This window comes from Pseudaminobacter soli (ex Zhang et al. 2022) (assembly GCF_014595955.1).
GTDB lineage: Bacteria > Pseudomonadota > Alphaproteobacteria > Rhizobiales > Rhizobiaceae > Kumtagia > Kumtagia pseudosoli.
On record NZ_JABVCF010000009.1, the window covers coordinates 25,183 to 43,511 of the forward strand.

The window sequence follows — 18,329 nt, forward strand, 5'->3', positions numbered from 1 at the left end:
GAAAATGTCTATTTCACCGCACCGAAGGTCAGCCCGCGTACCAACTGGCGCTGCGAGAACCAGCCCATGATCAGGATGGGGGCGATGGCCAGAGTCGAAGCCGCCGACAGCTTGGCCCAGAACAGACCCTCCGGGCTCGAGAAGGAACTGATGAAGGCCGTCAGCGGCGCGGCGTTGGCGGTGGTCAGCCTCAGCGTCCAGAACGCCTCGTTCCATGCCAGTATGATGTTGAGCAGCATGGTCGAGGCGATCCCCGGGATCGCCATCGGCGTCAGCACGTAAATGATCTCGCCCCACAGCGAAGCGCCGTCCATGCGCGCCGCCTCGAGGATCTCGCCCGGTATCTCGCGGAAATAGGTGTAGAGCATCCACACCACGATCGGCAGGTTGATCAGCATCAGCATGACGGTGATGCCGATACGGCTGTCGAGCAGGCCGAGATTGCGGAAGATCAGGTAGATGGGAAAGAGCACCGCGACGGCCGGCATCATCTTCGTGGATAGCATCCACATCAGCACGTCCTTGGTCCGGCGGGTCGGGGAGAATGCCATCGCCCACGCTGCAGGGACGGCAATGATCAGCGCCAGCACGGTGGAGCCCACCGACAGGATCACCGAGTTCAGGAAGAAGTGGAAATAGCCGCGCTGCGCCTCGACTTCGGCGTAGCTTTCGATCGTGCCGGACGGGATCAGGCTGAAGCCCTGTATCGCCTCCGCCTCCGACTTGAACGAGGTGATGATCGTGTAGAGGATCGGGAAGAAGATCAGCAGGGCAACGATCCAGGCCGCAACGGTGGCGATGGTCCGGTGCCGTGTGGTGACTGCGCGCGCCATCTCGAGTCTCCCTAGCGATCCAGATTGCGGCCGGCATAACGCATGACGAAGAAGGCAACGATGTTGGCGAGGATCACCGCGATGATGCCGCCAGCGGAGGCCTGGCCGATTTTGAACTCGAGCAGTGCCTTCTGGTAGACGAGGAACGGCAGGTTCGTGGAGGCGTACCCCGGTCCGCCATTGGTCGTGACCAGGATCTCGGCATAGATCGACAGAAGGAAGATCGTCTGGATCAGCACGACGACGGTGATCGCCCGGGCAAGATGCGGCAGCGTCAGGTAACAGAAGCGGCTGAGCACGCCCGCCCCGTCCATCTCCGCGGCTTCCTTCTGCTCGCCGTCCAGAGACTGGAGCGAGGTGAGCAGGATCAGCGTCGCGAAGGGCAGCCACTGCCATGCCACGATCAGGATGATCGAAAACAGCGGATATTGCGCGAACCAGTCGATCGGCTGGAGCCCGAAGAAGCGCGCCATATCGGCGAATACGCCGTAGCCGGGATGCATCAGCATATTCTTCCAGACGAGCGCGGCCACTGGCGGCATCACGAAGAACGGCGAGATCACCAGGATGCGGACGAACCCCTGCCCCCACATCGGCTGATCGAGCAGCAGCGCCAGCAGGATGCCGCCGATGACGGTGATCAGAAGAACGCTGACAACGAGAAGCAGCGTATTGATGATTGAAGCGATGAAGGCCGGGTTGTTGAAGAACAGCAGGTAGTTGGAGAAGCCGACGAACCCGTCCCGGATGGGATTGAGCGGGTTGTACTGCTGGAACGAGAACCACAGCGTGAATGCCAGCGGCACGACCATCCAGACTAGGAGCAGGATGACCGAGGGCGCCATCATCAGGCGCGCCAGCGAGTTGGTTTGCTTCGTAGCCATCGCGTCACCCAGGTGATAGCCGGCCAGCAGAGCCGGGCATCGGATTACACCGGCTTAGGCCGCATCGTCCGCCTTCCGAGTATATCCGATGGGCCACACTGCCCGCATCTCGACGAATTTCCTAGAAAGAGGGCCGCCCGGACGTCCGAGCGGCGGAGGCCCTGGGAGGCCTTACTGGATGTAGCCGCCTTCGGTCATGGCCGCCGTCGCGGCTTCCTGCGCCTGCTTCAGCGCATCGTCGACGGACATCTGGCCCGCCAGAGCCGCCGAGAAGAGCTGGCCAACCGTGGTGCCAAGACCCTGGAACTCGGGAATGGCGACGAACTGCACGCCCGTGTACGGAACCGGCTTCACCGTCGGCTTGGTCGGGTCGGCTGCGTTGATGGAGTCCAGCGTCATCTTCGCGAAGGGCGCGGCCTTCTGGTACTCTGGATTATTGTAGAGCGAGGTGCGCGTTCCGGGAGGCACGTTCGCCCAGCCGTCCTTGCTCGCGACCAGATCGAGATAGGCCTTGCTCGTCGCCCAGGAGATGAATTTCTCGGCTGCGTCGGCCTTCTGCGAGCTGGCCGGAACAGCGAGCGACCAGGCCCACAGCCAGTTGCCCCGCTTGCCAAGCCCGGTATCGGGCGCCAGCGCATAGCCGACCTTGTCGGCCACGGTGGAGTCCTTGGGGTTCGACACGAACGAAGCTGCGACCGTGGCATCGATCCACATGCCGCACTTGCCCTGCTGGAACAGCGCCAGGTTTTCGTTGAAGCCGTTGGACGAGGCGCCCTGCGGGCCGGCGTCCTTCATCAGGTTCACATAGAAGTCGAGCGTGTTCTTCCATTCCGGCTGATCGAACTGCGGCTTCCACTGCTCGTCGAACCAGCGCGCGCCGAAGGAATTGGACATGGCGGTGAGAAACGCCATGTTCTCGCCCCAGCCCGCCTTGCCGCGCAGGCAGATGCCGTTGATGCCGTTGGCGCGATCGGTCATCTTGCGCGCAGCATCGGCGATGAACTCCCAGGTCGGCGCGTCCGGCATGGTGAGGCCGGCCTTCTCCATCAGGTCCTTACGGTACATGACGAAGGACGACTCGCCGTAGAAGGGCGCCGCGTAGAGCTTGCCGTCGGCCGAAAGGCCGTTGCGGATCGCCGGGATCAGGTCGTCGACGTCATAGTCGGCGCCGAGCTTGTCGAGCGGCAGCAACCAGTTCTGGCGTGCCCAGATCGGCACCTCGTAGGTGCCGATGGTCATCACGTCATACTGTCCGCCCTTGGTAGCGATGTCCGTCGTGACGCGCTCGCGCAGCACGTTCTCCTCCAGCGTCACCCACTGGAGCTGGATATCCGGGTTCTTGGAGGTGAAGTCGTCGGTCAGCTTCTGCATGCGGATCATGTCGCCATTGTTGACGGTGGCGATCGTGATCGTCTCCGCCTGCGCGGCAAATGCGAACAGGCTGACGGTAGCGCCCAGAACGAGCGTTCGCATATTCATCTGGTACTCCTCCCAAAGCCACAAAAATGAGCAAATGCCTTTACTATGGGCATTTACTCATCTGAATTCCCGTGCGTCAAGTCGGTTTCAGTGCTGCAGCGCAACAATGACGCGGCCCCTCCTTTCCCGCCGCCAGCGTGCGCTTGACCTAAGGACCTTGCGGTCCTCGACCAAGATGCTAGCCCTTTGTTCCCTGACTTGGGATATTGTAGCTATGGCGCTTGCGAGCACCTGCCCACTCTGGCAGAAATTGCCCACGCTGCGATGGAATGGTCTCAAGGAGCGACGGCGATAATGGCTGGCCGGGTAGAAGCAACGATTGGCCGACACGACGATGCCGCGCGGGCCGGCTGGCTCTATTACGTTGCCGGCAACACGCAGGACCAGATCGCGTCGAAGCTGGGTGTTTCGCGCCAGACGGCGCAGCGGCTGGTATCGCTGGCGGTCTCGGAGGGCCTGATCAAAGTAAGGCTCGACCATCCGATTGCCGAGTGCCTGCAGCTCGGCGAAAAGCTGAAATCACGCTTCGCGCTCGATCTGGTCGAGGTGGTGCCGAGCGACCCCGGCAACTCTTCCACCACCATCGGTGTTGCCGAGGCGGCCGCCACCGAGATCGAGAAGCGCCTGCGCTCGCCGCAGCCCGTCGTGATGGCGATCGGCACCGGCCGGACTCTAAAGGCGGCGATCGAGCAACTCGCCCCGATGGAATGCCCGCAGCACAAAATCATCTCGCTGACCGGCAACATCGCACCCGATGGGTCGGCCGCCTACTACAACGTCATCTTCACCATCGCCGACCTGATCAAGGCGCGCGCCTACCCCATGCCCCTGCCGGTCATCGCCTCTTCGCCGGCCGAGCGCGAGATGCTGCACAGCCAGCCCATGATCAGGCAGACCATGGCGCTGGCGGCGGAAGCCGACGTCACTTTCGTAGGCATCGGTGATCTCGGCCCCAATGCGCCGCTCTACGTGGACGGCTTCATCACCGAAGCCGAGCTAAAGGCGCTGCAGAAGGCCGGCGCTGTGGGTGAGATCGTCGGCTGGGCCTTCGACCGCGACGGCCGCATGATCGAGGGCCTGACCAACGAGCGTGTCGCGGCCGCGCCGCTGCCGTCGCGGGAGAAGTCGCTCGTCGTAGCACTTGCCATGGGTGAGACGAAGCTGCCCGCCATCCGGGCCGCGCTCAACCGCCGCCTGGTCAACGGCATCATCACCGACGAACGGACAGCGTCAGCGCTCGTGGTTGAGTAGCCTCCGATCAGAGTGCATTGTGGCCGCTTCGGCCACAGCCGCGTTTGGTAGCCGTCACTCCATATGAGCAGCGGCCGGCGCGCCCGCCGCTGCAGGTGCAAGCTTCGGCTTGCGAAGGAACAATGCCAGCGGAATTGCCGACAGCGTGACGATCATCATCAGCTTGAAGTCGTTGATGTACGAAATCATCATCGCCTGAGCGTTGACCAACTGATCGACCCGCGCCAGCGCCGTGATGTCGCCGCTGGCTGCGGCGGGCGAAAGCGTCTGAAGCGTTGGGTTGAAGGGGTTGATCGCTGCCGACAGCTCCTCGTGGTTCACCTGGATGTTCTGCGTGAGCAGCACGGTGACGATCGAGATGCCGATCGACGAGCCGATGTTGCGCACCAGGCTGAACAGGCTCGCGGCATCGGTGCGGAACCGGGGGTCGAGCGTGGCGAACGCGACGGTCGAAAGCGGCACGAACACAAGCCCCAGTCCCAGTCCCTGGATGACCCCGGACAGGATGATGAGATGGTCGTCCATCTGCGGCGAGAATGTCGTCATATCGTGCAGCGACCACGCGGTCAGGGCCAGGCCCGTAACGACCAGCAGTCGCGCATCGACCAGCCGCACGAGACGGCCAACCAGGATCATCGAGATCATCGTGCCCACGCCGCGCGGCGCCATCACCAGTCCGGTCAGGATGGTTGAATGGTTGAAGAGCCGCGACAGCATCGGCGGCAGCAAGGCAAGGCTTGCCAGCAGGATGATGCCGACCACGAAGATAAAGATCAGCCCCGTGACGAAATTCCGGTCCTTGAAGATCGCCGGGTCGATGAAGGTGTCCCTGCCGGTGAGCAGATGGATGGCGAAGATCCAGAAGCCGGTGATCGAAAGCCCCAGTTCGATCCAGATCTCCGCGGCCGAGAACCAGTCCACCTCCGCGCCGCGGTCGAGCATCAGTTGAAGCGCGCCGACGCCCAACGAGAGCATGGCGAAGCCGAAGAAGTCGAAACCGCGCAGCCTCTTCGCGGCCCTCGGCAGATAGATCGCCGATCCGAGGAAGGCGAGGATGCCGACCGGCAGGTTGATGAAGAAGACCCAGCGCCAGTTGAACGCCTCGGTCAGCCAGCCGCCGAGCGTCGGGCCGATGATCGGGCCGACCATGATGCCGGCGCCCCACATGGCCATCGCCGAGCCGTGACGCTCCGGTGGGTTGATGTCGAGCAGGAAGGTCTGGGACAGCGGCACGATCGCCGCGCCGAACAGGCCTTGCAGAACCCGAAAGCCGACCATTGATTCCAGGCTCCACGACAGTCCGCAGGCCATCGAAGCGACGGTGAAGCCGACGATCGAAGTAAGGAACAGCTCGCGCCGGCCAAAACGGTCCGAAAGCCAGCCGGTGACCGGCGTCATGATCGCAGCGGCCACGATGTAGGAGGTCAGCACCCAGTTGATAGTGTCCTGGCTGGCGCCCAGGTCACCGGTCATGTTCGGTAGCGCAACGTTGGCGATCGTCGTGTCGAGCACCTGCATGATGGTGCCGAGCATGATCGAGATCGTGATCAGGCCGCGATGCTGCACGCCGCCGGCATTGTTTGGAGCAGTCATAGCAAATCACATCCACTCGGCGCGGAGGCCCGGCGGGCACCTGCGCCGAGAGCTCATTTCCAGAGGTTTACTCGGCCGCGAAGGCGGTCCCGAACAAATCGCCGAGATGGCGTTGCACGCCGGTGTCGACCTCGACGGTCGCGCTCATTCCGGTCCGGAGCAGCAGCGAGGGATCGTCGCTCTCCAGCTTCAGCCGCACGGGAATTCGCTGGGTGACTTTCACCCAGTTGCCGGTCGCATTCTGGGCAGGCAGCAGCGAGAACTCGGATCCCGTGCCGGCGCCGATCGAGTCCACCTTCGCCTTGATGGGACGGTTAGGATAGGTGTCGAGCCAGACGTCCGCCTCCTGGCCGAGCTTCATGTTCGTCAGTTGGGTTTCCTTGAAATTGGCCTCGACCCAGGTGTCCCCGGTCTCCACCAGGCTGAAGAGAGGCGTCCCCACGGAGACCATCTGTCCCGACTTGAACGAGGCCGCCTGCGAGATGATCCCGTCGGCGGGCGCGCGGACCGTCGTCAGCCCGAGCTGCCAGGCGGCCTTGTCGCGGGCTGCCTGGGCGGCCAGAACGGAGGGATGCTGATCGGTCGGGATCTCCGGGTCGCCGCCCAGCGCGGCACGCGCGCTGGCGATCACCTGTTCGGAGGTCGCCTGCTGCTGCTGCGCCTTTTCGAGGTCATGGCGGGCCGTGTCCAGCGCCGACTGCGTGCCGATCCCCTTCTGGGTCAAGGCCGATTGCCGGTCGAGAAGCGTCTTCTGAAACGCGACCTCTTCCCTCGCAAGCTTCTGCTGCGCGATCGCCTGGCTGTAGGAGGCGCGAAGCTGCTCGACCTGGAGCCGCGCTTGCGCAAGAGCCGCGTCGGCCTGGTTGAGCGCGATGCGATAGGGCTCGGGATCGATGGCGAAGAGCACGTCGCCTGCCTTTACCATGGCGTTCTCGGCCAGATTGACTTCGACCACCCGGCCCGAAGCTTCGGACGAAATCGTCACCCGCGCCTGACGTAGATTCGCGTTGTCCGTCTCCTGAATGCGCCCGCCGGTCATCCAATGATAGCCTCCGCCTGCCGCAAGCAGGAGCGGCAGCGCCAGCATCAGCACGAAGCGCCGGAATCGACGCAGCTTCGGCTTGGGAGCCGGCGTAGCAGCATCAGCCACCGTCATATCGATCTTCTCGGCGGTCTCGTCCGCCTTGGTTCTTGCATTCATCGTCCCGCACCTTCCGGCACTCTCAATTTGTCTCTCGCGCGGCAGTTGCATCGTCCCGCCCGGGCGCTCCGCAGACGGGCTCGCCGTCTGCCAGGTTCGCCACGATCGTCTCAAGCGCGTGCACCAGCGTCTTACGCTCAGCCTCCGACAGGCCGGCAAGCGCCTCGTCGTAGATCGTCCCCGCGACTTCCTTCACCTTTCCGAAGGCACCGCGGGCCTTCTCGGTCGCGAACACCATCCGCACGCGCCGGTCTTCGCTGGAGGCCCGGCGCTCGATCCAGCCGCCTTCCTCCATCCGGTCCAGCAGTCGCGAGACGCTGATCGGCTCGATTTCGAGCAGTTCCGCCAGCCGCTTCTGCGCCACGCCCTCGTCCTTGATCAGCCGGACGAGCAGCCGCCATTGCGCAGAGGAAAGACCGTAGTCAGCCGCGCGCAGTTCGAAGCGTTTCTGCATCAGGCGCGCCGCGTGATGGATCAGGATGCCAAGTGGGATTGTACCGCCGCTTTTCATGAGCAGCATATATTATAAGCATGCTTACTAGACAAGAATGCACCCGCTGATTCAGCCATGCATGAAGGGCATGGCAGCCATCGCGCAGATGCGTGGCTTAATTGCGTGGGGGTACGAGGCTTTCGATTAGGCCGCGAGGACCAGCTTCTCACCTGATCCGGCGTCGAACAGTTGGATGTCGGCGGGGTCGGCCTGGAGGGTGAGCACGCTTCCGGGTTGGGGCTCGATCCTCGAGCGGAAGACGCAACGTACATCGCGATCCGCAACACGGCCGAAGACGTGGGTTTCGGGGCCGGTCGGCTCCACGACCTCCACGGTCAGGCGCAGCCTACCATCATCCGAAAGCTGATATTTCTCGGGCCGGATACCGACCTCCACGGCTGTTCCCTCCTGGGCTGCCACATCCGCGGCGGCCAGCATCGTGCCGTCGGCCAGTTCCACCGCCGTCTGACCCGAGCGGCGGCGGAGCGTGCCCGGCAAAAAGCTCATGGCCGGCGAGCCGATGAAACTCGCCACGAACAGATTGGCGGGATGATCATAGAGCTCAAGCGGTTTTCCGATCTGCTCGATACGGCCGGCGTTCATCACCACGATGCGGTCGGCCATGGTCATCGCCTCGATCTGGTCGTGGGTGACGTAAACGATCGTGGTGCCGAGCTTCTGGTGCAGCGCCTTGATCTCGGTGCGCATCTGCACGCGCAGCTTGGCGTCGAGGTTGGACAGCGGCTCATCGAACAGGAAGACCTTCGGATCGCGCACGATCGCGCGCCCCATGGCAACGCGCTGCCGCTGCCCGCCCGAAAGCTGCCCCGGCGTCCGCGAAAGGTAAGGGGAAAGATTGAGGATGCCTGCCGCCCGGGTCAACGCGCTCTCGGTGGCCTGCTCCGGCTCTCCGCGGACCCGCGGGCCGAAGGTGATGTTGTTCCTGACAGTCATGTGCGGGAACAGCGCATAGGACTGGAACACCATCGAGATGTTGCGCTTCTGCGGCGGGACGTCGTTTGCGCGTTCGCCGCCGATCAGCAGGTCGCCGTCCGATATCTCCTCGAGGCCGGCGATCATTCGCAGCAGCGTCGATTTTCCGCAACCCGAAGGTCCGACGAGCACGATGAACTCGCCATCGGCGATGTCGAGGGACAGGTCCTCGACCACCTTCACGCTGCCGAACCGCTTGGCGATGTTGCGCAGGCTCAGATCGGCCACCGGCCACCCCCGTTTTCATTTTTCTGAGGGTAAGGCTGCCAGTGGTCAGGCTCAATGGCAACTGGCTTCTAACATTCCGCTTGAAAAGGCTTCCTAGATGCAAAATTGTGTCGGCGGGGCAAGACCGGCGCTTTTACTGCGCGACAGGGCTGCGAACCCAAGAGGGAGAGAGATATGTCGTTCAACTGGTTGAAGACGGCGTTCGTAGGAAGCGTCGCCGCTATTGCGCTGGCAGGCAACGCCTATGCCGACACCGTCCGTGTTACTGTGGCCGAATATAGTTCGAAGACCGGTCCTTATTTCGAGAAGGTCGCCTCCGAATTCGAAGCTGCCAATCCCGGCTCCGACATTCAGATCGAAGTGGTGCCTTGGGATGTGCTGCAGCAGAAGCTGACGACCGATATCTCTGGCGGCGCCAATGCTGATCTCGCCATCATCGGCACGCGCTGGCTGATCGACTATGTCCAGCAGGGCGTAGCGGCGCCGCTCGATGAGTACATGAACGACGAGTTCAAGGGCCGCTTCATCGAGACCTTCCTGTCGCCATCGGTGATGGACGGCAAGACCTACGGCCTGCCGATCGCGGCTTCGGCCCGCGCCATGTACTACAACAAGGAGTTGTTCGAGAAAGCCGGCATCACCCAGCCGCCTGCCAACTGGGACGAACTGAAGGCGGCCGCGCAGAAGATCAAGGCCTTGGGCGGCGACGTCTACGGCTTCGGCCTCCAAGGCAAGGAGATCGAGACCGACGTCTATTTCTACTACGCGTTCTGGTCCCAGGGCGGCAATCTGATCGACAAGGACGGGACGTCCGGCCTCGACAGCGAGGCTGCTTACAAGGCGGCCGAACTCTACAAGTCGCTGATCGACGAGGGCCTGACCGAGCCGGGCGTCACCTCGCTCAATCGCGAGGACGTGCAGAACCTGTTCAAGCAGGGCCGCGTCGGCATGATGATCACGGCGCCCTTCCTCGCGGCGCAGATCAAGGAGGAAGCTCCGAACCTGAAGTACGGCGTGGCGGCCATTCCCGCCGGCCCGAACGGCGACCGCGGCACCTATGGCGTCACCGACTCGATCATCATGTTCGAGAACTCCCAGAACAAGGAGACCGCCTGGAAATTCCTCGACTATCTCTTCACCACCGACAAGCGTGAGGAGTTCACCGCCGGCGAAGGCTTCCTGCCCGTCAACAAGGAAGAGGCGACTCGCCCGGTCTTTGCCGAGAATGCCGACCTGAAGGCGTTTACCGACCTCCTGCCGAACGCCCGTTTCGCGCCGGTCATTCCCGGCTGGGAGGAAATCGCCGCGGTGACGTCGAACGCGATACAGAAGATCTATCTCGGCCAGGGCGAGATCAAGCCGACCCTGGACGCCGCCGCGGCCGAGATCGACGGCATCATCGCCAAGAACAAGTAGCAGGCTTCCCGCTAGACGGTCGGGCCCTGTCGGCCCGGCCGGTTCCCCTTCCCCGGACCCGCGCGGTCCGGGGACTATCGAGGACTGACCACGATGGCGACGAATACGGCATGAATCGCTCGTTCCTGACCAATCCCTACGTGCTGGTCGCTCCCGGATTCTTCCTCGCCGCCTTCATCATCCTTTGGCCGCTTCTCCAACTTGGCCAGATCTCGCTCAGCGAAGTGAACCGCTTCGGCCAGCTCAAGGGGTTCGCCGGGCTGGAGAACTACGTGGCCGTCTTCACCGACCCGCAGTTCCTGAGCGCGCTTGCCCGCACCGGCATATGGACCTTCGGCATCGTGGCGGGAACCATCATCCTTTCCGTTCCGGTGGCCCTGGTCCTCAATGAAGACTTCTACGGGCGCGGGCTGGCGCGCATCATCGTCATGCTGCCCTGGGCGGTCTCGCTCACTATGACCGCGATCGTCTGGCGCTGGGCGCTCAACGGCGAGAGCGGCATGCTCAACTCAGCGCTGCGCGGCCTGGGGCTGATCGACCAGAACGTCCAGTGGCTGGCACAGGCGGCAACCGCCTTCCCCGTCCAGATCGTCATCGGCATCCTGGTCTCGATCCCGTTCACGGTGACGATCTTCCTCGGCGGGCTATCTTCGATCCCCGACGACCTTTACGAGGCAGCGAAGCTCGAAGGCGCGAGCAACTGGCAGATGTTCTCGCGCATCACCCTGCCCCTGCTCGGCCCCTTCCTCAACATCGCCGTCGTGATGAACACCATCAACGTGTTCAATTCCTTCCCGATCATCTGGGCGACCACCCAGGGAGGTCCCGCCAACTCGACCGACATCCTCGTCACCTATCTCTACAAGCTCGGGTTCAACTTCGGGAAGCTTGGGGAGGCATCCGCGCTGTCGCTGATGATGTTCGCCCTGCTGCTGCTGTTCACGATCATCTACGTGCGGCTCGCCATGCGGGGAGAACGTGCATGAAGCCGGGCAGGAGGATGTCGCCCAAGGCGCGGCGCACGATCCTGTGCTGGCTGGTGCTGTCGCCGCTCGTCGTGGCGGTGCTGTTCCCGTTCGCGGTCATGTTCATCACCGCGATCAAGCCGCCGACCGAGGTCCTGCGCCCGACCTGGTGGCCGAGCGAGGTGCGGCTCGAGAACTTCGTGACGATGTGGAAGGCCACCAACTTTGGCACGGCACTGATGAACTCAATCTACGTCGCCGTCCTTTCCACGCTGATATCGCTGATCGTGTCCATCCCCGCCGCCTACGCGATGAGCCGGCTGCGCTTTACCGGACGCGGCTACTTCCAGCAGTTCCTTCTCGTCAGCCAGATGCTGTCGCCGATCGTGCTGGTGATCGGGCTCTTCCGCCTCGTGGTCGCGCTAAAACTCCTAGACAACGTGAATTCGGTGGTCGCGGTCTACGCCGCCTTCAACATCGCCTTCTCGGTCTGGATGCTGCAGAGCTATTTCTCGACCATCCCGCGCGATCTGGAGGAAGCGGCATGGATGGAGGGAGCTTCGTCCTGGCAGGCGCTGGTGCGGGTGTTCCTGCCGCTGGCGCTGCCGGCCATGGTGGTGACCGCCATCTTCTCCTTCATCAACGCCTGGAACGAGTTCGTCATCGCGCTGACCATGCTGAGGCGGCAGGAGAGCTACACCTTGCCGATCCAGGTGTTTTCGCTAGTGGCCGGCCGCTACACGGTCGAGTGGCACCATGTGATGGCCGCGGCTTTCGTGGCGACCATCCCCGTCGCGGTAGTGTTCGCCTGGCTGCAGCGCTATCTCGTGCGAGGACTGGCACTCGGGGCCGTCAAGTAGGCACAGACGTCCCTCGGTAACTCGGGATAACGGCTCGGCTTGACGTTCAGAAAGCCGAGGGCAAGGTGGAAGCCTTCGAGCGGCGCGGGCGCGGATATCCGCGGCTTCTTCTTCGACCGTTCCGCCCGACACCCTCCTCTCATAGTCTCTTTCCCTACTCCGGGAGCTCTCCCGTCAGACCCTGGCCAGCGCAACGCGAGCAGAATTGCTCCCGGATAGTTTTGCGCTCTTGGACTTCCCCAATTTGCTTGAAGACCCTATTCGATGGGTCGCCGGATCGAACGGGGAACGATTCCCCCCGCAGCAGGTCTTTGGTCCCATTTGCGCACTACAGACGGTGATTGATGCGAGACGCGAAACGTCCCCTGTCCGTTCTACGAGCATTTCTCGATAGCGAAGCATCCGGCGGGCTTATCCTCATGGCTGCCGCGGCGCTTGCATTGATCGTGGCCAACTCGCCCCTGTCGGACACGTATTTCCAGTCTCTGCACGCCTATGTCGGTCCGCTCTCGGTCCAGCACTGGATCAACGATGCGCTCATGGCGGTGTTCTTCCTGCTCGTCGGCCTCGAGATCAAGCGGGAGATGATCGACGGGCAGTTGTCGAGTTGGAGCCGGCGCATGCTGCCCGGCATCGCCGCGCTCGGCGGCATGATCGTGCCGGCGCTGATCTTCATCGCGTTCAACTGGGGCGACCCGGAGAAAATGCGCGGCTGGGCGATTCCATCCGCCACCGACATCGCCTTTGCCCTAGGCGTACTGTCGCTGCTCGGCTCGCGTGTCCCGACCTCGCTGAAGGTTTTTCTCGCTGCGCTTGCGATCATCGATGACCTTGGCGCCGTCGTCATCATCGCGATCTTCTACACGGGCGACCTGTCCATGTTCGATCTTGGCGCCGCGGCAATCGTCTTGGCCGCGCTCGTCTCCATGAACAAGTTCGGGGTGCTGCGGATCTGGCCATATCTGCTGCTCGGTGCCGTGCTCTGGTTCTTCGTCCTCCGCTCCGGCGTCCACGCCACGATCGCGGGCGTTCTGCTTGCCCTGACCATCCCGCTAAGCCCTTCGCGCGGCCGGCCGGACGACTTGGCCGGTTCTCCGTTGCATAGGCTGGAGCATGGTCTGCATGGTTGGGTTGCCTTCGGCATCATCCCGATCTTCGGTTTTGCGAACGCCGGCGTCTCCTTCAAAGGACTCACCCTGGCGGCCCTGTTCGACCCGCTCACGCTCGGCGTGGCGCTCGGCCTGCTGGCCGGCAAGCTGGTGGGCGTCTTCGGCACTTCCTACGCCGTCATACGCACCGGCCTTGCCGACGTACCGATGGGCGCAGGCATGTTGCAAATGGTGGGCGTATCGCTCCTTTGCGGCATCGGTTTCACCATGAGCCTGTTCATCGGGCTGCTCGCCTTCGCCAACGACGCCCTCCTCCAGGAGGAGGTGAAGATCGGCATCCTCCTCGGCTCGACGCTCGCCGGCTTGGCTGGGTGGACGCTGCTGCGCTTTGCGCCGCGACAGATACCGGCGCCAAAGGCCGCCCGTCTGTCGCAGACCGCGGGACGGTGAGCGACCGCGGTCCGGAGAGGACAGGCCGCTCCGCGAACCATTAAGCCGATGAGTTAATCTGCACGTCTGCAGAAACGCCGCGGATGGCATTACCGAACGCGCGCATCCGGGATAGAATGCGGCCATGGCGCCTCATTGGCGCAACAAGGGCCGCTCCGTATGGACGGAAACCTGCTGGCACGCCGCAGTCTCCCGACGCTGATCATTCTCATTGCGACAGCATTGGGCCTGTATCTCTGCTACGCGCTTGCGCTTCCCTTTCTCGAGCCGATCACCTGGAGCATTGTCCTCATGGTGATCCTGTGGCGCACGCAGACTTGGTTCGAGGCGCGCCTGGGGCGGAACCTGTCGGCGGCGGTCACGCTGCTCGTCGGCGCGATAGTGATCGTCGTGCCGATCGTGTTCATCCTTCACCTGGTCTTCACCGAGGCGGCCAGCGGCGCTGGCTATGTAGCCAGCAGCCTCCGCAGCGCCGAATGGCGCAGTGCGCTCGAGGACTATCCCCGGGTCTCTGCCGGGCTGGCATGGGTGGAGCGGAGCCTCGATCCCGCCGGGCTGGTCGGCAGCGTCGCGAGTTGGCTGACGGCGAACGGCACACGCTTCGTCATAGGCTCGTTCAACCAGGTGCTGATGCTGCTGCTCACCTTCTATTTCCTCTTCTACCTGCTACGGGATCGCGCGGCGGTCATCAAATTCTGCCTGGACTATTCGCCGCTGACCGAGACTGAGACGCGCGAGATCGGTCGACGCTTTGTGGACACGGTCCATGCGACGATCTTCGGCAATCTGATCCTGGCGGTGATGAAGGGCGTGCTCGGCGGTCTCGTCTTTTGGTGGCTCGGTCTTTCTCCGCCGATCCTGTGGGGCGCGGTGATGGGCGTCGTTTCGATCGTCCCGGTCATTGGCGCCTTCATCGTCTGGATACCGGCGGCACTCTTTCTCGCACTTCAAGGGAACTGGCTCGGAGCCATCATTCTCATGATCGTGGGCAGTTTGATCGCCGGGGCCATAGACAATTTCCTCTATCCTGTACTGGTGGGCACCCGGATGGAGTTGCACGCCCTACCCACACTGGTAGGTGCAATCGGCGGCCTCTTCGTATTCGGGGCATCAGGTCTGGTCCTCGGCCCGGCTATCATCGCGGTCACTCTGACCCTGATCGGAATGCTCAAGCGACGCTTCGGCACGGCTTCGGCGAGGATCCGGAACGCCGAAAAAGCGGCCGGCGGTCAGTCGGTTTGAAAGGGGTGCGGCGGCGGATCGCCCGGGCCGTTCTGAGTACGAATCAGGCTGGGAGCGATGGCCAGCGCAGCGATGAATATGACGGCCAGAGCGGTGGCGAGCAGGAGCATCCGGTTGCCCATCTGGGCTCTCCTTCATAAACCGAACCGAAGCCGCGGCGCGAATGTTCCGGGGGCCTGCCGGAGGGGGCCCCCTCACCCCTCTTGCGAACCTGTCGCCTCCAGCATCCCACTTCGGCGTGAGCGGGTGATGAACAGCGAAGCTGCCGCTATCGGCCGATAGCCCTGGGCATCGACCCCGACGTCGCGCTGGCGCGGCAGCGGTTTCAGCCGGCCATGGGAGTGCCCGTGAAGGTTGAAGGCGCCCTTGGCCATCCTGTTCCAGGTGCGGAAGGGATAATGGCAAAGCACCAGAAACCGCCCCTCGACCTCCAGTTCGGCATAGTGCTGCACGCTTGCCCAATGGCGGGATGTGACGGTCGCCTGTCCGTCATTGTTGCCTATGATCAACTGTTTTCGGCCGTTGAGCCGAGCCAGGAGCCCGTCGATCGCCTCGGCAGTCCCACGCGCGAAGTCGCCGAGATGCCAGACCTCGTCTTCTGGTCCGACCGTCGCGTTCCAGTTCGCGATCAGACCTTCGTCATGCTCCTCAAGCGAGCCGTACGGACGACGATCGATGCCTAGCACTCGGCGATCGGAGAAATGTGTGTCACTGGTGAAGAACAGCATCGGTCCTCTCGCAGGATTGGCTTTGAGAACAAATATGCTTGCAAGGCCGTTATCCCGCATGGGTTCCGTCAGCAGCCGGAGTTGCCAGTGTCAATGACCTCACCGATCCCGATCGACGCGCGCGAAAATGGCCGCCCAACGCCGCCGCCATTCGAAAACACCTATGCGGCGCTGCCGGACCGCTTCTTCTCCCGGCCGGACCCGAACCCCGTCTCATCGCCCTGGCTCATCCGGCTCAATCGGCAGCTTGCCGATGAACTCGGCCTGGATCCCGAATTTCTGGAGAGCCCGGAAGGCGTTGCCATGCTGGCCGGCAACCGCTTCCCGGACAATACGCAGCCGATCGCGCAAGCCTATGCCGGCCACCAGTTCGGCAACCTCGTGCCGCAACTGGGCGACGGGCGCGCCCTGCTCATCGGCGAGGTGATCGACAGGAGCGGCAGGCGGCGGGACATCCAGTTGAAGGGCTCCGGCCCCACCCGATTCTCCCGCGGCGGCGACGGCCGTGCGGCAGTCGGCCCGGTGCTGCGCGAATATATCGTCAGCGAGGCCATGGCCGCCATGGGCATTCCCACCACCCGCAGCCTGGCCGCGGTTCTCACCGGCGACCCGGTGTTCCGGGAGAGGCGCCTGCCGGGCGCGGTGCTGACGCGGGTTGCGGCGAGCCATATCCGCATCGGAACATTCCAGTATTTCGCCATTCGCGGCGACACCGACGGTGTGAAGATGCTCGCCGACTACGCGATCGACCGGCATTATCCCTCCGTTCGCGAGCAGGCCAACCCCTATATCAGCCTGCTGCGCTCGGTCATTCAGGCGCAGGCCGAACTGATTGCCCGCTGGATGCTCATCGGCTTCATCCACGGTGTGATGAACACCGACAACATGTCGATCTCGGGCGAGACCATCGACTACGGACCTTGCGCCTTCATGGACGCCTATCACCCGGCCACGGTGTTCAGTTCGATCGATCAGTTCGGGCGATATGGATACGCGAACCAGCCGCGCATCGCCGTCTGGAACCTGGCGCGGCTTGCCGAGACGCTGTTGCCGCTGTTCAGCGAGAAGGAAGACGAGGCCATCGCCCAGGCCGAAGAGGCGCTAAGGCAGTTCCAGTCCTGGTATGAGGCGGCCCTTCATGCCGGCTTGAGTCGAAAGCTTGCGCTATTCCGCGAAGAGGAAGGCGATCTCGGACTGATCAGCGATCTCCTTGAGACCATGTCCCGGAACGAGGCGGATTTTACCCTCACCTTCAGACGTCTTGCCGACGATCTCGACGCGCCAGAGGGCTATGGCGCTACACGAACTTTGTTCCGCGACCCGGCGGCGTTCGACGCCTGGGCAGTCCGCTGGCACGAGCGGCTCTCCCGAGAGCCCGAGTATGATGCGGATCGGCGACAGGCGATGAATGCCGTCAATCCAAAATACATTCCGCGCAACCACAGGATCGAGGCGGTGATCAACGCGGCTGTCGACTCGGCCGACTTCGCGCCGTTCGAGGAACTGCTGACCGTGGTCACAAAACCCTTCGACGAACAGCCGGAAATGTCGCGTTACGCCGATCCGCCGCTGGAGTCGGAGCGCGTGCTACAAACTTTTTGCGGGACTTAGCCGAGCGCTCCCAGAGCTCAGCGGGACGCCCCTGGAATCCACTTGTCGTAGTCGGAGACCAGAAGGTGGGCCGGCGGTTCGTCTTCCTCGATGGTCGAGAAGCGGCCGATCGGCTCAGCGAAGATGTTGTCGGTGAGATCGTCGTTCACGGTGGACACTTCGCCGATCAGCACGTCCGCACCCTCTCCCCAGAACGCGTGCCAGACCCCCGGCAGCAGCGTGACGCTCTCACCCGGATCGAGCTTCAGGAGCCCGCCAGCCGGAAGCTTGCGGATCACGCCGTCGGTCGGCACCACGACCTCGGCCTCACGGTCGATGCCGCCGTCCGGCGCCGGCATGAACAGTTCGATGACCAGCTTGCCGCCGCCGCGATTGATGATGTCCTCCGCCTTCACGTTGTGGCGGTGCATCGGCGAAAGCTGGTCCTTGCGCGAGATCATGATCTTCTCGGCGTAGAGCATGCCCTTGCCGCGGGCGAGGTCCTCGTTGCGGCCGTTCCGGACCGTAAAGAGGAACAGGCCAAGCTCATCGAACTTGCCCTGGCCGTAGTCGGTGATGTCCCAGCCAAGCCGCGCGCCGACAATGCCTTCCGGTTTGCGCGCCTTCAACTCCTGCGGAGTCCAGTAGGCGAAGGGCGGCATGATGTATCCGAAGGACCGGATGAAGGCGTCGGCCTCCCGGATGATCTCGTTGATACGCGAGCGCTTCATGTCCTGTCTCCCGTGATGAGCTTGACCGGATCAAATGCCCCCGTTCGGGTCAGCCCGCAAGTGCCGCAGATGCCAACAACTGTCCAGGTTTGGCACAGGTGTCAGACCTGACCCCGGCGTTTGGTAAATTTTTCGTTTCAATGTTTGAAGTGGGATTCGCGAGCGGTTAGATTAGACGCGAATCAGTCGATTGCAGGACGAATGTCACGCGGTCTACGGGGTCCGGCAGTAGCCTTCGGGGGGCTTAGCCAGCCAATTCGCGTTTGAGAGTTTTTCGTGCGTC

17 protein-coding genes are annotated in these 18,329 nt (G+C 63.1%); 7 read left to right on the forward strand and 10 right to left on the reverse strand.

The window, feature by feature from the left end:
• Nucleotides 1-8 precede the first annotated feature (8 nt).
• The 3 genes from HUI96_RS16920 to HUI96_RS16930 form a co-directional block, all read right to left on the reverse strand.
• Nucleotides 9-833, reverse strand: a complete 825-nt coding sequence (locus HUI96_RS16920; RefSeq protein WP_188255862.1) for a carbohydrate ABC transporter permease — start codon at nt 831-833, stop codon at nt 9-11.
• 11 nt (nt 834-844) lie between these two features.
• On the reverse strand, nt 845-1,717 hold the full coding sequence (locus HUI96_RS16925) for a carbohydrate ABC transporter permease (RefSeq protein ID WP_188255863.1): 873 nt from the start codon (nt 1,715-1,717) through the stop codon (nt 845-847).
• Nucleotides 1,718-1,888: 171 nt separating this feature from the next.
• Nucleotides 1,889-3,196, reverse strand: a complete 1,308-nt coding sequence (locus HUI96_RS16930) for an ABC transporter substrate-binding protein (RefSeq protein ID WP_188255864.1) — start codon at nt 3,194-3,196, stop codon at nt 1,889-1,891.
• Between the two features lie 294 nt (nt 3,197-3,490).
• Between HUI96_RS16930 and HUI96_RS16935 the strand changes: the two genes are divergently transcribed.
• The gene (locus tag HUI96_RS16935) at nt 3,491-4,447 is read left to right on the forward strand and encodes a sugar-binding transcriptional regulator (RefSeq protein WP_188255865.1); all 957 of its coding nucleotides are present in this window, start codon (nt 3,491-3,493) and stop codon (nt 4,445-4,447) included.
• Between the two features lie 54 nt (nt 4,448-4,501).
• Here HUI96_RS16935 and HUI96_RS16940 read toward each other — a convergent pair whose 3' ends face one another.
• The 4 genes from HUI96_RS16940 to HUI96_RS16955 all read right to left on the reverse strand — a co-directional run bounded on the left by HUI96_RS16940 (nt 4,502) and on the right by HUI96_RS16955 (nt 8,955).
• Nucleotides 4,502-6,040 carry a DHA2 family efflux MFS transporter permease subunit gene (locus HUI96_RS16940; protein ID WP_188255866.1) on the reverse strand — a complete coding sequence of 513 codons (1,539 nt, stop codon included), beginning with the start codon at nt 6,038-6,040 and terminating at the stop codon, nt 4,502-4,504.
• A 67-nt stretch (nt 6,041-6,107) separates the two neighbouring features.
• Nucleotides 6,108-7,241, reverse strand: a complete 1,134-nt coding sequence (locus tag HUI96_RS16945) for an HlyD family secretion protein (RefSeq protein ID WP_188255867.1) — start codon at nt 7,239-7,241, stop codon at nt 6,108-6,110.
• Nucleotides 7,242-7,263: 22 nt separating this feature from the next.
• Nucleotides 7,264-7,752, reverse strand: a complete 489-nt coding sequence (locus HUI96_RS16950; RefSeq protein ID WP_425299232.1) for a MarR family winged helix-turn-helix transcriptional regulator — start codon at nt 7,750-7,752, stop codon at nt 7,264-7,266.
• 126 nt (nt 7,753-7,878) lie between these two features.
• The gene (locus HUI96_RS16955) at nt 7,879-8,955 is read right to left on the reverse strand and encodes a sn-glycerol-3-phosphate ABC transporter ATP-binding protein UgpC (protein WP_188255869.1); all 1,077 of its coding nucleotides are present in this window, start codon (nt 8,953-8,955) and stop codon (nt 7,879-7,881) included.
• A 174-nt stretch (nt 8,956-9,129) separates the two neighbouring features.
• Between HUI96_RS16955 and HUI96_RS16960 the strand changes: the two genes are divergently transcribed.
• The 5 genes from HUI96_RS16960 (at nt 9,130) to HUI96_RS16980 (ending at nt 14,997) form a co-directional block, all read left to right on the forward strand.
• Nucleotides 9,130-10,371 carry an ABC transporter substrate-binding protein gene (locus tag HUI96_RS16960; protein WP_188255870.1) on the forward strand — a complete coding sequence of 414 codons (1,242 nt, stop codon included), beginning with the start codon at nt 9,130-9,132 and terminating at the stop codon, nt 10,369-10,371.
• Nucleotides 10,372-10,481: 110 nt separating this feature from the next.
• Entirely contained in the window at nt 10,482-11,357 is an 876-nt protein-coding gene (locus HUI96_RS16965) for a carbohydrate ABC transporter permease (protein ID WP_188255871.1), read from the forward strand.
• 14 nt (nt 11,358-11,371) lie between these two features.
• Nucleotides 11,372-12,196: a carbohydrate ABC transporter permease gene (locus HUI96_RS16970; RefSeq protein ID WP_188256110.1), complete on the forward strand. Its 825-nt coding sequence runs from the start codon at nt 11,372-11,374 to the stop codon at nt 12,194-12,196.
• A 344-nt stretch (nt 12,197-12,540) separates the two neighbouring features.
• A complete protein-coding gene (gene nhaA / locus HUI96_RS16975) occupies nt 12,541-13,755 on the forward strand; it encodes a Na+/H+ antiporter NhaA (RefSeq protein WP_188255872.1) in 1,215 nt (404 codons plus the stop codon).
• A gap of 159 nt (nt 13,756-13,914) precedes the next feature.
• Nucleotides 13,915-14,997 (forward strand): AI-2E family transporter, encoded by a 1,083-nt coding sequence (locus tag HUI96_RS16980; protein ID WP_188255873.1) that lies wholly within the window; start codon nt 13,915-13,917, stop codon nt 14,995-14,997.
• On the opposite strand, the gene HUI96_RS29910 is transcribed toward HUI96_RS16980, so the two are convergent.
• Both HUI96_RS29910 and HUI96_RS16985 read right to left on the reverse strand, forming a co-directional pair.
• A complete protein-coding gene (locus HUI96_RS29910; RefSeq protein ID WP_273033188.1) occupies nt 14,985-15,119 on the reverse strand; it encodes a hypothetical protein in 135 nt (44 codons plus the stop codon). The genes HUI96_RS16980 and HUI96_RS29910 overlap by 13 nt on opposite strands.
• 72 nt (nt 15,120-15,191) lie before the next feature.
• Nucleotides 15,192-15,725, reverse strand: a complete 534-nt coding sequence (locus HUI96_RS16985) for a metallophosphoesterase family protein (protein WP_188255874.1) — start codon at nt 15,723-15,725, stop codon at nt 15,192-15,194.
• Between the two features lie 93 nt (nt 15,726-15,818).
• Between HUI96_RS16985 and HUI96_RS16990 the strand changes: the two genes are divergently transcribed.
• Nucleotides 15,819-17,336, forward strand: a complete 1,518-nt coding sequence (locus HUI96_RS16990) for a protein adenylyltransferase SelO (protein WP_188255875.1) — start codon at nt 15,819-15,821, stop codon at nt 17,334-17,336.
• 17 nt (nt 17,337-17,353) lie between these two features.
• Here HUI96_RS16990 and HUI96_RS16995 read toward each other — a convergent pair whose 3' ends face one another.
• On the reverse strand, nt 17,354-18,046 hold the full coding sequence (locus HUI96_RS16995; protein ID WP_188255876.1) for a D-lyxose/D-mannose family sugar isomerase: 693 nt from the start codon (nt 18,044-18,046) through the stop codon (nt 17,354-17,356).
• Between the last annotated feature and the right edge of the window lie 283 nt (nt 18,047-18,329).

Coding starts and splice junctions, on each gene's coding strand:
- HUI96_RS16920 (WP_188255862.1), bottom strand. CDS start 833: ATGGCGCGCGCAGTCACCACACGGCACCGGACCATCGCCACCGTTGCG.
- HUI96_RS16925 (WP_188255863.1), bottom strand. CDS start 1,717: ATGGCTACGAAGCAAACCAACTCGCTGGCGCGCCTGATGATGGCGCCC.
- HUI96_RS16930 (WP_188255864.1), bottom strand. CDS start 3,196: ATGAATATGCGAACGCTCGTTCTGGGCGCTACCGTCAGCCTGTTCGCA.
- HUI96_RS16935 (WP_188255865.1), top strand. CDS start 3,491: ATGGCTGGCCGGGTAGAAGCAACGATTGGCCGACACGACGATGCCGCG.
- HUI96_RS16940 (WP_188255866.1), bottom strand. CDS start 6,040: ATGACTGCTCCAAACAATGCCGGCGGCGTGCAGCATCGCGGCCTGATC.
- HUI96_RS16945 (WP_188255867.1), bottom strand. CDS start 7,241: ATGAATGCAAGAACCAAGGCGGACGAGACCGCCGAGAAGATCGATATG.
- HUI96_RS16950 (WP_425299232.1), bottom strand. CDS start 7,752: ATGAAAAGCGGCGGTACAATCCCACTTGGCATCCTGATCCATCACGCG.
- HUI96_RS16960 (WP_188255870.1), top strand. CDS start 9,130: ATGTCGTTCAACTGGTTGAAGACGGCGTTCGTAGGAAGCGTCGCCGCT.
- HUI96_RS16965 (WP_188255871.1), top strand. CDS start 10,482: ATGAATCGCTCGTTCCTGACCAATCCCTACGTGCTGGTCGCTCCCGGA.
- HUI96_RS16970 (WP_188256110.1), top strand. CDS start 11,372: ATGTCGCCCAAGGCGCGGCGCACGATCCTGTGCTGGCTGGTGCTGTCG.
- nhaA (WP_188255872.1), top strand. CDS start 12,541: ATGCGAGACGCGAAACGTCCCCTGTCCGTTCTACGAGCATTTCTCGAT.
- HUI96_RS16980 (WP_188255873.1), top strand. CDS start 13,915: ATGGACGGAAACCTGCTGGCACGCCGCAGTCTCCCGACGCTGATCATT.
- HUI96_RS29910 (WP_273033188.1), bottom strand. CDS start 15,119: ATGGGCAACCGGATGCTCCTGCTCGCCACCGCTCTGGCCGTCATATTC.
- HUI96_RS16985 (WP_188255874.1), bottom strand. CDS start 15,725: ATGCTGTTCTTCACCAGTGACACACATTTCTCCGATCGCCGAGTGCTA.
- HUI96_RS16990 (WP_188255875.1), top strand. CDS start 15,819: ATGACCTCACCGATCCCGATCGACGCGCGCGAAAATGGCCGCCCAACG.
- HUI96_RS16995 (WP_188255876.1), bottom strand. CDS start 18,046: ATGAAGCGCTCGCGTATCAACGAGATCATCCGGGAGGCCGACGCCTTC.